12 protein-coding genes and 1 pseudogene are annotated in these 13,160 nt (G+C 69.2%); 5 read left to right on the plus strand and 8 right to left on the minus strand.

Annotated elements, in window-relative coordinates:
* Positions 1–12 precede the first annotated feature (12 nt).
* From CI785_RS06170 to CI785_RS06180, 3 genes are read left to right on the plus strand one after another with little or no spacing between them, the layout of a single operon-like run.
* On the plus strand, positions 13–1,296 hold the full coding sequence (locus CI785_RS06170; protein WP_276308007.1) for a type III polyketide synthase: 1,284 nt from the start codon (positions 13–15) through the stop codon (positions 1,294–1,296).
* 31 nt (positions 1,297–1,327) lie between these two features.
* Positions 1,328–2,059, plus strand: a complete 732-nt coding sequence (locus tag CI785_RS06175; protein ID WP_105031210.1) for a class I SAM-dependent methyltransferase — start codon at positions 1,328–1,330, stop codon at positions 2,057–2,059.
* On the plus strand, positions 2,052–3,188 hold the full coding sequence (locus CI785_RS06180; RefSeq protein ID WP_105031305.1) for an FAD-dependent oxidoreductase: 1,137 nt from the start codon (positions 2,052–2,054) through the stop codon (positions 3,186–3,188). The genes CI785_RS06175 and CI785_RS06180 overlap by 8 nt, the downstream gene beginning before the upstream one ends.
* 107 nt (positions 3,189–3,295) lie before the next feature.
* Here the strand turns inward: CI785_RS06180 and CI785_RS06185 are convergent, their stop codons facing one another.
* A complete protein-coding gene (locus CI785_RS06185) occupies positions 3,296–3,835 on the minus strand; it encodes a hypothetical protein (RefSeq protein ID WP_105031211.1) in 540 nt (179 codons plus the stop codon).
* A gap of 80 nt (positions 3,836–3,915) precedes the next feature.
* Between CI785_RS06185 and CI785_RS06190 the strand changes: the two genes are divergently transcribed.
* Positions 3,916–4,317: a DUF3140 domain-containing protein gene (locus CI785_RS06190; RefSeq protein WP_240615036.1), complete on the plus strand. Its 402-nt coding sequence runs from the start codon at positions 3,916–3,918 to the stop codon at positions 4,315–4,317.
* 45 nt (positions 4,318–4,362) lie between these two features.
* On the opposite strand, the gene CI785_RS06195 is transcribed toward CI785_RS06190, so the two are convergent.
* From CI785_RS06195 to speB, 6 genes and pseudogenes are all read right to left on the minus strand, one after another.
* Entirely contained in the window at positions 4,363–4,566 is a 204-nt protein-coding gene (locus CI785_RS06195) for a hypervirulence associated TUDOR domain-containing protein (RefSeq protein ID WP_105031212.1), read from the minus strand.
* Positions 4,567–4,786: 220 nt separating this feature from the next.
* Entirely contained in the window at positions 4,787–5,437 is a 651-nt protein-coding gene (locus CI785_RS17775) for an alpha-amylase family glycosyl hydrolase (RefSeq protein WP_476692377.1), read from the minus strand.
* A gap of 125 nt (positions 5,438–5,562) precedes the next feature.
* Positions 5,563–6,429: pseudogene (locus CI785_RS06200) on the minus strand (alpha-amylase family glycosyl hydrolase); the annotation flags it as partial.
* Complete coding sequence (locus CI785_RS06205; protein WP_105031213.1) at positions 6,426–7,391, minus strand: TIGR03885 family FMN-dependent LLM class oxidoreductase; 966 nt, start codon at positions 7,389–7,391, stop codon at positions 6,426–6,428. The gene CI785_RS06205 and the pseudogene CI785_RS06200, both read right to left, overlap by 4 nt.
* A gap of 173 nt (positions 7,392–7,564) precedes the next feature.
* A complete protein-coding gene (locus CI785_RS06210; protein WP_105031214.1) occupies positions 7,565–9,256 on the minus strand; it encodes a thiamine pyrophosphate-binding protein in 1,692 nt (563 codons plus the stop codon).
* Positions 9,256–10,263 (minus strand): agmatinase, encoded by a 1,008-nt coding sequence (speB, locus tag CI785_RS06215; RefSeq protein WP_105031215.1) that lies wholly within the window; start codon positions 10,261–10,263, stop codon positions 9,256–9,258. The genes CI785_RS06210 and speB overlap by 1 nt, the downstream gene beginning before the upstream one ends.
* 398 nt (positions 10,264–10,661) lie before the next feature.
* Here speB and CI785_RS06220 point away from each other — a divergent pair, with 398 nt between their 5' ends.
* On the plus strand, positions 10,662–12,470 hold the full coding sequence (locus CI785_RS06220; protein ID WP_105031216.1) for an APC family permease: 1,809 nt from the start codon (positions 10,662–10,664) through the stop codon (positions 12,468–12,470).
* A 10-nt stretch (positions 12,471–12,480) separates the two neighbouring features.
* On the opposite strand, the gene CI785_RS06225 is transcribed toward CI785_RS06220, so the two are convergent.
* On the minus strand, positions 12,481–13,056 hold the full coding sequence (locus CI785_RS06225; protein ID WP_105031217.1) for a helix-turn-helix domain-containing protein: 576 nt from the start codon (positions 13,054–13,056) through the stop codon (positions 12,481–12,483).
* Between the last annotated feature and the right edge of the window lie 104 nt (positions 13,057–13,160).

Raw genomic sequence — 13,160 nt, forward strand, 5'->3', positions numbered from 1 at the left:
CTGTCATTGTGTTTGGCGCGTCAGTCCTCTAGTAATGGACCTATGACAGTGATCCTGAGATCCCTCGAAACGGCTGTGCCCCCCACCATCATGGTGCAGCCCCAGGTCCGCGACGTCTTCGCCGCGCAGCCGGGCCTCACGCGGCTCGGCCAGCGCCTGGTCGGCGCGGCCTTCGACTCCTCCGGGATCGATACCCGGCATACGGTCCTCGAGGAACTGACCCTCGACGGGCCCGTCGAGGACCCCCTCTTCTTCGACCAGAAGGAGCTGCGGATCCTCTCGCCGAGCACCAAGACCCGCAACGAGATCTACGCCGAGCAGGGGACCACGCTCTTCGTCGAGGCGGCCCGGAAGGCCCTGGATGCGGCGTCCGGCATCGAGGCCGCGGACATCACGCACGTCGTCACGGTGTCCTGCACCGGGTTCTTCGCGCCGGGCCCCGACTACAAGGTGGTGCGGGCACTCGACCTCCCGCCGTCGGTGCAGCGTTACCACCTGGGGTTCATGGGCTGCTACGCCGCCTTCCCGGCGCTGCGCTCGGCGAAGGCGTTCTGCGATGCGGACCCCGACGCCGTCGTCCTGGTGATCTCCGCCGAACTGTGCTCGCTGCACGTCCGCACCTCGAACAACCCCGACACCATCGTGGGATCCTCACTGTTCGCCGACGGCGCCGCAGCCGCGGTCATCTCCGCCCGGGACATCCCCCTGGACGGACCCGCGCTCAGCCTGGACCACTTCGAGACCGTGCTGACCCCGGTCGGCGAGGAGTCCATGGCGTGGAACATCGGTGACGAGGGCTTCGAGATGGTCCTCGGCACGTACGTCCCGCACATCATCGACAGCCACATCGTGGGTGCACTCGAGCCCCTGCTCGCCCGCGATCCCTCGCTCCAGGGGCTGGACTACTCGGACATCGAGCACTGGGCGATCCACCCGGGCGGACGGAGCATCCTCGACAAGGTCGAGGCCAAGCTCGGCCTCACGGAGCAGCAGCTCGTCCCCGCACGCGAGATCCTGCGCAGGTACGGCAACATGAGCAGTGCCACGGTCATGTTCGTGCTCAAGCACATCCTCGACCAGCCGGCATCATCGGGCAACGACCGCATCTGCTCGATGGCCTTCGGTCCCGGGCTGACCGTCGAGACCGCCCTGCTCACCAGGATCGGCGCGATCCCGGCCGACGGCACAGCCGTTGCCGTGCCGGTCGCGGAGACAGCCACCGATACCACCGATACCGCCGCTGTCGACGCCGTACCGTCGGACCTCGAGCCCATCCTCAGCGAAGCGGGAGCATGAGCCGACGCGGGACCACGGACGGACGCGGAGCATGAGCCGGGCGAGGTTCCTCGCCACACGCGACCTCGACGCCGTCGAGGAGATGGACCGGCCCGACTGCGATCCCGTGGTACTGGAGCGCACCTACGCCCAGTTCGGCATCGTCAACGCCGTGGTGTCGGGCTGGCGCCGCACGTACACCTCGCTGCTGCGCCCCACGTTCTCACCGGACCGCACCAACACCCTCCTGGACATCGGGTCGGGTGGCGGCGACCTGCCCCGGACCCTGGTCCGCTGGGCGCAGCTCGACGGGCTGGCGCTGGAGGTGACGGCGATCGACCCCGACGAGCGCGCCCACGCCTACGCGACGTCCCGCCCCGCCCTCCCGGGACTGTCCTTCCACCGTGCCCTGAGCTCGGAACTGGTGGCGCAGGGTGCGGTGTTCGACGCCGTCATCTCGAACCACGTGCTGCACCACCTCGACCCCACCGAGTTCACCGGCCTGCTGGACGACTCGGAACAGCTGACGCGACGCATGGCCGTGCACAGCGACATCGCCCGGCACCGCGTCGGCTACGCCCTGTTCTCGGCGGGAACGCTGCCGCTGCCCGGGTCCTACATCCGCAGGGACGGCCTGACGTCCATCCGCCGCAGCTACACGCCGGATGAACTGCGTGCGGCGGTCGCCGACCGACCGGACTGGCGGGTGCGGACGGCGGCACCGTTCATCGCCCAGCTGGTGCTCGACCGCCGGGACGCACACGGGGATGCCGGGCATGCATGACGTGATCGTCGTCGGCGGCGGACCCGTCGGGCTCTACACGGCGCTCCTGCTGCGCCAGGCGGGCCTCGACGCCGTCGTTCTCGAGCGCCGCACCGAACGCAGCACCCACTCGCGGGCCATCGGCATCCATCCCCCGGCGCTGCGTGCGCTCGAGACCGGCGGCATCGCGGACGAGCTGCGCACGCGCGGGGTCCTCATCCGGGACGGGGTCGCACGCAGCGCCGGCCGGTACGTGGGCTCCGTGTCCTTCTCCACCCTCCCCGGCCGGGAGAAGTACGTCCTCGCCGTCCCCCAGGCCGTCACCGAGGAGATCCTCGAGCGTCGCCTTGAGGAGGAGTTCCCGGGGACGGTGCGCCGCGGTGTCTCCGTGCTCACCACGCGCGACGACGGCGACCGTGCGCTGGTGGTCACGCGCACCCCGGACGGGGACGAGGTACTGGAGACGCGGCTGCTCGTCGCCGCGGACGGTGCGCGGAGCTCGATCCGGGACGTCGCCGGCATCCGCGCGCCGCTGCGCCGCTACCCGGACTGCTACGTCATGGGCGACTTCAAGGACACCACCGACGACGGCGACGACGCCGTGCTCTACCTCGAGACGGGGGGCATCGTGGAGTCGTTCCCCCTGCCCGGCGGTATCCGCCGGTGGGTGGTCCGGGTGGGCTGCCCGATGGACCGCCCGACGGCCGAGGACCTCACGCGGCTCATCAGGGACCGGACGGGCGTCGACGTCGATCCCGACACCAACTCCATGCTGAGTGCCTTCGAGGTGCAGTCGCGTCTCGCGGAGCGGTTCGTCGCGGGGCGCACGGTGCTGGTGGGTGACGCGGCCCACGAGGTCTCACCCATCGGCGGGCAGGGCATGAACCTCGGCTGGCTCGACGCGGTCCGGCTCGTGCCGATCATCGCCGCATCGCTGCGCGACGGGCACGACGTCGCCGCCCGGCTCACCGTGTACGAGAAGGACCGCCGGGCGGAGGCGGCGCTGGCCCGGCGCAAGGCCCACCTCAACATGGCGCTCGGACGCCCCCTGCCGGCGCCTCTCCTGCGCCCGCGCAACGCCGTCCTGGCCGCGATCATCAGGAACGACGCCCTGCACGGCCGGGTGGCGCGCGCCTTCACGATGCAGTGATCCCGGGTGGTTCCCGGCCTTAACGGCGAAACCCCCGCGGCCCGCGGCCGTCGACACCTGCTGGTGTCGGTCGGCGCGGACGCTGCGGGGGAAGCCTGGAACCGGGCCTACTTCTTGAAGAGGCCCTTCTTGACGTTCTCGGGACGCTGCATCTCGCCCTGCTTCGCTCCCATCACCACGACGATGCCGCTGATGAGGGGCAGGAGCCACTGGGTGGCCTTGAGCTGCGACTGGGCCTTGGCCAGCGCGTCGTCGGCACCGGGACGCGGTTCGGTCGCCCCTTCCGCACCCTGGTCGGCGAGTTCCCCGACCTTCTTGCCGAGGATGCCCGAGTACAGCGAGAGTGCCATGCCCACGACGGTGACGATGGTCTTCCAGACGGTGTTCGATCCGACGGAGTCCTGGGCCGCAACGCGACCCTTGTTGCCGAGGATCAGGCCGATGCCGCCGATGCCGTGGATCGCGAAGGCCGCGATCTGGACAGGGGTCCACTTCGCCCAGCCGAGCGCGGAGAGGCGCGTGCGCTCCTTGGGGTCCTTCGCCTTGCCCGTTGCACCGTTGAGTCCGACAGCGCCCATCAAGGTGCCACCGAACCAGGCTGCAGCGCCGAGATCGTGGGCTGATCGTGCCAAAAGGTTTCCTGCCATGACGTAGAGCTCCTTAGACGTTGGTTCGACGTACCCTCTACATTTATCAGCCTGCTTAGGATTAAGCTATTGCCAGCTTCATGGACGGATCGGATGTGATCCTGCAGGCGGAACTGCTACGAAAGGCCGGGCGGCGCATGGCGAACGATACGAGCGATCTCGACGAGGTATGGCCCCAGTGGAAGGAAGCGGTCAACATGAGCGCGTCCCAGCTCGAGAAATGGCTTGACACCGAGGAGTCGCAAGCGGTGGGCCAGAAGGAGTCGGGCTCCGGCGAGTCCGTGGGTCACGAATCGGGGAGGCGCATCGTCGAGATCCTCGGCACCCGGCGCGACGACCTGAAGGACGACGACGTCAAGCACATGCACAAGGTGGTGGGCTATGTCCACCGCCATCTGGCGCAGCGGCCCACCAAGGAGGACATCGAGTCCTCGAAGTGGCGCTACTCCCTGATGAACTGGGGACACGACCCGCTCAGGTAGCGGATCCTCCACGGAACCAGCAAGGGCGCTACGTGTTCACCAGCGCTACTTCTTCGACAGTGCGCTCTCCTTGTGTGCCGCCTGCTTGCCGGACTTCGCGCTCTCCACCGTGTAGTACGGCTCGTCCTTGGATGCCTTGAACTTCTGGTCGTCGAAGGTGAACTCCTTGTCGTGCTTCTCCACGACCTTGCCCTCGGTCTCACCCTGCGGCGTGTTCCAGGTGACCTTGTCGCCCTTGCTGAATGACATTGCGTTCCCATTCTCGGTATACGTGGTCGAGCAGTTCCCTCGACACTCTCATCCGCCGGGCGGAAAGGGAACCCCGGGCATCGGCCGGTCCCCGTGGGGTTCGTCCGACCCCATCGGTACCCGGGGTAGGGAAGGGTCCCGAGGGTGCGTACGGAGGGTACGGCCGGAGTCCGGCCCGGCCTCTGTGCGGAATGCGTCGCCCTGAAGCACGGGCCTTCCGTCAGAGGAGGCGCTTCTCGCCCGCCCGGACGATCCTGAGCCAGCGGTACCCGTAACCCGGCAGATCGATCTCGAGGGGGCCGTCCGTCCAGGTGACGGTCTCGTTGCCCAGAAGGTCGACCACGTGGGTGATGTCGGCGCCGCCCCGCACGTCGATGCTCACTCTGTGGGCGTCATCCGCGAAATTGTGGAGGGCGACGAGCTGCCCGTTGGCGCTGGTGAGGCGGTGCGCGAGGACGCAGGAGTTCTCCTGCTCGAGGATGTCGAACGCTCCCCAGCCGATCTCGGGGGACTTCTTGTAGGCGGCGATGAGGTGGCGGACGAACTGCAGGAGGGAGTCCGGGTCGTGCTGCTGCGCCGAGACGCTCACATGGGTCGGGGACCCACCGCCCTCCACGACAGGCAACGGCAGCTTGTCCGCGTCCGCATGGGAGAACCCGCCGTTGACCTCGCCCGACCATTGCATCGGGGTGCGGACGGCGGAGCGTCCCGCCAGGGTCGGGTGTTCCGCCATCCCGATCTCCTCCCCGTAGTACAGCACCGGCGCGCCGGGCAGGGAGAACAGCAGACTGTAGACCATCCTGATGCTCCGCGGGTCGTTGCCGAGCATCGGTGGAAGCCGGCGGATGATGCCCCGGCCGTGGATCCGCATCGACGACTCCGGCGCGAACGCGTCGAAGACCTCGCCGCGTTCGTCGTCCGTGAGCGGTCGAGCGTTAGCTCGTCGTGGTTGCGCACGAAGTTCGCCCACTGGGTCACGTTCGCGAGGTCGGGCCGAGCCGCCAGCGCCCGGGCCAGCGGGGTCGCGTCCTGCCGTGCGAGGGCGAGGTAGAGCTGCTGGTTGGCGACGAAGTCGAACTGCATGGTCAGTTCGTTCCCGTGGTCTCCGAAGTACGCTTCCTGCTCGTCATAGGGCAGGTTCACCTCACCGAGCAGCATGCCCGTCCCGCTGCGCCGCCCGACGTAGCTCCTCAGGGCCCGCAGGTAGTCGTGCTCGTTGTGGCCGTCGGCCTGGATGAGGAACGGGACGGCGTCGACCCTGAACCCGTCGATGCCGAGCTGCAACCAGAAGCCGATGACTTTGGCGATCTCCTCGCGCACCTCGGGGTTGGTGGTGTCGAGGTCGGGCTGGTGGTGGTAGAAGGAGTGCTCGTAGTACTGGCCTGCCTCCTCGTCATAGGACCAGACGCCGTCCTCCCTGTCAGGGAACATGTTCGCCCGCCCGTCCTCGGGCTTGTCGTCGCGCCAGGTGTAGTAGTCGCGGTACCGGTTGTCCAGGCTCGAGCGGGCCTTCTGGAACCAGGGGTGCTCGATCGATGTGTGATTCACGACGAGGTCGACGATGACACGCATCCCGCGGTCGTGGGCGGTGCGGACCATCTCCACGAGGTCACCGAGGTGCCCGTTGCGTTCGTCGACCCCGAAGTAGTCGGAGATGTCGTAGCCGTTGTCCTGGCGGGGCGAGGGGTAGAACGGGGCCAGCCAGATGCAGGTCACCCCGAGTTCCTCGAGGTAATCCAGCCGCTGGCCCAGCCCTTCGAGGTCACCCACCCCGTCGTCGTCCCAGTCCATGAACGTCTCGACGTTGAGGTTGTAGAAGACGGCGGTCTTCCACCACATGTCACTGGTGTCGGTGATCCTCATCGGGTCGCAGTCAGTTGGGGGAGGACATGCTCGGCCATCACGGACAGGAAGTGGCGCTGGTCCTTCCCGACGTTGTGAAGGTAGATGCGGTCCGCACCCCGTTCGCCGATGTCGTGGAGCAGTCCGGTGAGTGCGGCGTGGTCGTCGGTGATGAACACGGACTCGGCGACGGCGTCCGGGGAGACGTGCTCGGCGGCCTGGTCGTAATGCTGCACCGTCGGGAGGTCCCAGGACAGTGGGGGCGGGAAGACGTTCGTCCGCCACTGATCGTGTGCCACTCGCAATGCCTCGTCGCGGGTGGGAGCGACGCTGACCTGCGCCTGGATGATGACATCACCGATACCGCCGGCATCCCGGTACGCGCCGATGACCGCGCTCACCTCGTCGAGGGGCTGCAGGATGGTGATGAGCCCGTCGGCCCAGGACGCCACCCATGCTGCGGTCTCCCGCGTGACCGCAGCCCCGATCAACGGCGGAGGGGTGTCCGGAACGGACCAGACCTTCGCCCGGTCCACTGTGATGAGACCCTGGTGGGTGACTTCCTCCCCCGCCAGCAGTGCCCGGATCACGCTGACGGATTCCCTGAGCCGTGCCTTCCGTTCGGGTTTCGCGGGCCATCGGTCTCCGGTGATGTGTTCGTTCATCGCCTGTCCGCTGCCGAGAGCGGCCCAGAACCTGCCCGGGTACAGGAGCTCGAGGGTCGCGATGGCCTGGGCCGTGATGACCGGGTGGTAGCGCTGCCCGGGGGCCGTCACCACGCCGAACGACAGGTCGGTGGCCTCGAGCGCCGAGCCCAGCCAGGACCACGCGAACCCGGATTCGCCCTGCCGTTCGCTCCACGGCGTGAGGTGGTCCGAACACATGGCAGCTCCGAATCCCGCCACCTCGGCCTCCTTCACCACATCCAGAAGGGCGCGGGGGCCGAGTTGTTCGTGCGAGCAATGGAAGCCGACTACCGTCACGGGGCATACCTCATCTGTGGGATCGGGGCTGTGCTGGTCGTGCCCCTCAAGCTTCGACCGGCAGGTTCGCCCGACGCAAGTCCGTGACAGGTCCTGCGACGGATCCTGGTCGACGAGTCCGACGCCGGCGGAGACCCGATACGGTCCGTCGATGTGGCCGATCCGCTCCGGCGCTAGACCTCGAGGTGCGTGGGCGCGAAGAGCCGGATGAGCGTCTCCACCACGACGACGTTCGGGCCCTCCGCCGCGAGGCTCTCCCGCAGGGCCTGGCCGACGTCCTCCGGGGCCACCCGCCGTGCCGGGACGCCGAAGGACTCGGCGAGCGCCACGAAGTCGGGCCGTGCCAGCTCGGTGGCCGTCGCCTTGCCGAAGGCGCCCTCCATGTACTCGCGGAGGATGCCGTAGCCGCCGTCGTCGACGATCAGCCAGGTGACCGGGATGTCGTGCTGGCGCGCGGTGGCGAGTTCGGCGATCGAGTACATCGCGGACCCGTCCCCGGAGACCGCGAGCACCCGCGCGGGCAGGCCGCGCGACGCCAGGCCCACGGACCCGCCGATGGCGCCGGGGAAGCCGAAACCGAGGCCGCCGGCTCCCTGGGCTGAATGGAACTGGCCCTCGCGGGCGTCCCAGCAGCTCCACGCCCAGTAGGCGGAGATGGTCATGTCCCAGAACGTCTGCATCCCGGCCGGGACGGCCTCGCGGATGTCCTGCAGGAAGGTGCGCTCCTTGCCGAGGTCCTGCGCGTCGAGCCGCGCACCGACGCGTCGGAGGGTCTCGGCGACCAGGGCGGCGGCGTCGTATCCGGGCTGGCGGTCGCGGGCCAGCGGTTCGAGCGCCCCGTCGAGCGCCGCGAGGGCCTGGCCGGCGTCGGCGCGGATGCCGAGGGCGGGCCGGTTGGACTCGAGGACGCGCGGTTCGGCGTCGATCTGGATGATGCGGCCGCGGGGTTCCAGCGTGAAGTAGTTGGAGGTGACCTCGCCCAGCGACGAACCGACGACGAGGAGGACGTCCGCGTCCTCGAGGACCTCCGTCACGTGGCGGTCCTCGACCCACGACTGCAGGGACAGCTCGTGCGTCCAGGGGAAGGCCCCGTTGCCGCCCGGCGAGCAGACCACCGGGGCGCCGAGCTTCTCGGCGAGCGAGAGCAGCCACTTCTCGGCCCTGCCGCGCCGCGTGCCGCCACCGGCGACGATCGCCGGCCGCTTCGAGTCCTTGAGCCAGGCCACGGCCTCGCGGACCAGTTCGATGCGCGGCGGGTTGTCGAACGGCTCGGCGAGCGCGTCCTCGACCTCCGGCACCATCACGGGATCCAGCAGGACGTTCTGCGGTACCTCGACCCAGACGGGGCCCTGCGGCGAGGACACCGCCTCGGTCCAGGCGTCCTGGATGGCCGACGGGATGCCGGAGGCGTGCTGGATCAGGCGCTGGCTCTTGGTGACGTTCGCCGCCGAGGCCTTCTGGTCGTCGAGCTGGTGCAGCATGCCCTTGCGCCGCGCGCCCAGGCCCTCGAGCGGGATCTGGCTCGCGACGACCACCATCGGGACACCCGTCGCGTACGCCTCCTGCAGGCCGGCGAGCGAGGTCAGCGCACCCGGACCGGTGGAGAGGAACAGCACGCCGACGTCGCCCGTGGCGCGGGAGAAGCCGTCGGCGGCGAAGGCCGAGTTGTTCTCCACGCGCGAGGAGACGAAGCGCAGCTCGGAGCGCGACAGCGCGTCGAAGAGCCCGAGCGCGTGCTGTCCGGGGATGCCGAAGACCGTCGTCGCACCGAGGGCGGACAGGGTCTCGACCACGAGGTCCCCGCCGTTGCGCTGGCCGGTGACGGGGGCGGGGGGCGCGGAGGCGGCGCCGTCGGTGATGTCCATTACCGGTCCTTCGTTGTCGGAGCCGCGGCGGGCGCTTCGGGGGTGAGCGTGTCGGCCATCAGCGTCACGAGGTCGTAGGCCACGTGGGAGGCGGCGACGCCGGTGAGTTCGGCGTGGTCGTAGGCGGGGGCCACCTCGACGACGTCGGCGCCGACGAGGTTCAGGCCGCGCAGTCCGCGGAGGATCTCGAGCAGTTCACGGCTCGTGATGCCGCCTGCCTCGGGGGTGCCGGTGCCGGGGGCGTGCGCGGGATCGAGGACGTCGATGTCCACCGAGACGTAGAGCGGGCGGTTCCCGATGCGCGAGCGCAGCCTGTCGACCACCTCGTCCACACCCTGGCGGTACACATCGGAGGAGGTCACGATGCCGAACCCGAAGCGGCGGTCGTCCTCGAGGTCCCGCACGCCGTACAGCGGGCCGCGCGTGCCGACGTGGGAGATGGCCTCGGTATCGAGGATCCCCTCCTCCACGGCCCGCCGGAAGGGGGTGCCGTGCGTGTACTCGGCGCCGAAGTAGGTGTCCCAGGTGTCCAGGTGGGCGTCGAAGTGCAGCATGGCCACAGGCTGTCCCGCGCGCTCCGCCGCCGCACGCAGCAGCGGCAGGGCGATGGTATGGTCACCGCCGAGCGTGACCAGGCGGGCGCCGTCGGCCGTGAGGTCCAGGGCGTCCTGCTGGATGGTCTCGATGGCCTCGTTGATGTTGAACGGGTTCACCGCCATGTCCCCAGCGTCGGCCACCTGCACGCGCTCGAACGGCGAGACGTCGAGGGCGGGGTTGTAGGGGCGCAGCAGGCGCGACGCCTCGCGGACGTGGTTGCCGCCGAACCGCGCGCCGGGGCGGTAGGAGACGCCGGAGTCGAAGGGGACGCCGACGACGGCGATGTCCGCGCGCTCCACCTGGTCGAGGCGGGGCAGGCGCGCGAAGGTGGCGGCCCCTGCGTAGCGGGGGATCCGGGAGGAATCGATGGGGCCGAGGTGCCCGCCTCCGGTGACGCGCAGTTCTTCCACAGCTTCCGTCCTGTCCGGGCTGTCCTCGCCCGTGCGAAGTTGCCCAATATGCATCAAAGGTTTTGCACAAGGCTATTCCGGGCCGCAGGTGCGGTCAAGGATCGGCGTCCTGCGGAACGGGTGGGCCGGGCGCGCGAAGCCATCCCGGCGGAACCACACACCTGTGTCGCGGTTCCCGGAGGGCGCGGAAGGAGCCCCATCAAGGAAGCGTTAAGACGCCCGGATGGCGGGCGGGTCGGTCCTACTGTGATCGGGTGAGTTCTTCCGTACGTACCCAGTCACCCGCGCACACGCGGGCCCAGGGCAGGAGGCGCCTCGGGCGCTGGCTGCTCAACGAGTCCAGCCAGCCCACCGCGCACCAGCCCGAGCCCGAGCGCACGCAGTCGTGGTGGAGGGTCATGTGCCTGACCGGCGTCGACTACTTCTCCACCCTCGGCTACCAGCCCGCCATCGCGGCTGCGGCAGCGGGCGTGCTCTCCCCGATCGCCACCCTCATCCTGGTGGCCGTCACCCTGTTCGGCGCACTGCCGGTGTACAAGCGCGTGGCGTCGGAGAGCCCGCGCGGCGAAGGCTCCATCGCCATGCTGGAGAAGCTCCTGCCCAAGTGGCGCGGCAAGATCTTCGTCCTCGTGCTCCTGGGCTTCGCGGCGACGAGCTTCCTCATCACCATGACGCTGTCCGCGGCCGACGCCAGCGCGCACCTCATCGAGAACCCCTTCGCCCCCACCTGGCTGCACGGCCAGGAGGTCCTCATCACGGTGCTGTTCATCGCGCTGCTGTCGGCCGTCTTCCTCCGCGGGTTCCGGGAGGCCATCGGCATCGCCGTGGCCATCGTCGCCGTGTTCCTGCTGCTCAACCTCGTGGTGGTCGTCGTCTCCGTGGCCCAGATCATCGCGCAGGACGGCATCGTCTCCGACTGGTGGACGGCCCTGAACACCCAGCACGGCAATCCCCTGCTCATGGTCGGCCTCGCCGTCCTGATCTTCCCGCGGCTCGCGCTGGGGCTGTCCGGCTTCGAGACCGGCGTCGTCGTGATGCCGCAGATCGACGGCAAGCCCGGCGACACCGAGGAGGACCCGGCCGGCCGGATCGAGGGCGCCCACAAGCTGCTCACCTCGGCCGCGCTCATCATGAGCGGGTTCCTCATCGCCTCGAGCTTCGTCACCACGCTGCTCATCCCGGCCGAGGCCTTCGGGGAGGGCGGCCCGGCGAACGGCCGTGCCCTGGCCTATCTTGCGCACCTCTACCTCGGTGACGCGTTCGGCACCGTCTACGACATCTCGACCATCAGCATCCTCTGGTTCGCGGGCGCCTCGGCCATGACCGGACTCCTGAACCTCGTGCCGCGCTACCTCCCCCGCTACGGCATGGCCCCGGCCTGGGCCAAGGCGGTCCGCCCGCTCGTGCTCGTCATCACCCTCATCGCCATCCTGGTCACGTTCCTCTTCAAGGCCGACGTCGAGGCCCAGGGCGGTGCGTACGCCACCGGCGTCCTCGCCCTCATCACCTCCGCGTCGGTCGCGGTCACGCTGTCGGCGCGCCGCAGGCGCCAGCGGGGACTGACCATCGGCTTCGGCATCGCGACGGTCGTCTTCGTCCTGACGACGGCGGTCAACATGATCGAGCGCCCCGACGGGCTGAGGATCGCTGCCTTCTTCATCCTCGGCATCATCGTCATCTCGATCATCTCCCGCTCGCGCCGCGCCTTCGAGCTGAGGGCCACGAGCATCAGGATGGACGAGACGGCCCTGTCCTTCGTCAGCTCCCAGGACGACGGCGACATCCTGCTGATCGCGCACGAACCCAAGCGCCTGAGCAGCTCGGCCTACCGCCACAAGCACCAGCACGCCTGCGCCGTGTCGCACATCCCGAACACTGCCAGGCCGCTGTTCATCGAGGTGACCGTGGACGATTCGTCCGAGTTCGAGACGGAACTGCGCGTCCGTGGTGTCGTGCGGCACGGTTACCGCATCCTCGAGGTCCACAGCTCCAATGTCCCGAACACCATCGCCGCCGTCATGCTGCACATCCGCGACACCACCGGCCTCATGCCGCACGTCTACTTCCGCTGGACGGAGGGCGACCCGGTGGCGAACCTCTTCAAGTTCCTCTTCACCGGCGAGGGCGAGATCGCACCGGTGACGCGCGAGGTGCTGCGGGCCGCGGAGCCGGACGTCACCAAGCGCCCCTGGGTGCATGTGGGCTGAGCCCCCGGGTCTATCCCGACGCCGCCGGCACGAGCGTCCACAGCACCACGGCCTCGCGGTCGTCGGGGTTGAGCCAGGTATGGGGTTCCTGGCCCGGGAAGGTCACGGTGTCCCCCGCGTCGAGCTCGTACCTGCTGTTCGGGAAGATCAGCACGAACCGGCCCTCGACGACGTGCAGGGTCTCCACCTCGCAGTCCACCGAGTAGAGCTCGTCCTCGCCCCGGCCGTAGGGCTCCACGACGGCGCGGATCATCTGGAGCCGCCGCTCGGAGCGGGCCGTCATGAGGCGCTCGTTGATGCCCTGGCCGCCCAGGCTGATGCGCGGGGCTTCCGCCGCACGCGTCAGGTGCGTCTCGGGCACCTGGAAGAGGTCGCCGATCGAGATGGACAGCACCTGGCACAGCGTCACGAGCGAGGCGACGGACGGCGATGTGAGGTCGCGCTCCACCCTGCTGAGGAAGCCCTTCGTCAGGCCGGTCGACTCGGCGACCTGCTCGATCGTCATGCGCTGGGCCTGCCGCGCGGCGCGGATCCGCGACCCGATGGCAACAGGAGCATTGGTGGGTTCGACGGGCAGGGCCTTCATGCGTGTCCTCTCCTTCGACGCTCCGGGAAGCCTACAGCGCTCCCGCTGTAACAGGGGCCGATCCGGTTGACGCGTGAGCCGCGTCACGAGTAGCTTACGGGGCA

This window comes from Arthrobacter ruber, assembly GCF_002954225.1.
In the GTDB taxonomy this organism is placed as follows: Bacteria; Actinomycetota; Actinomycetes; order Actinomycetales; family Micrococcaceae; genus Arthrobacter_D; species Arthrobacter_D ruber.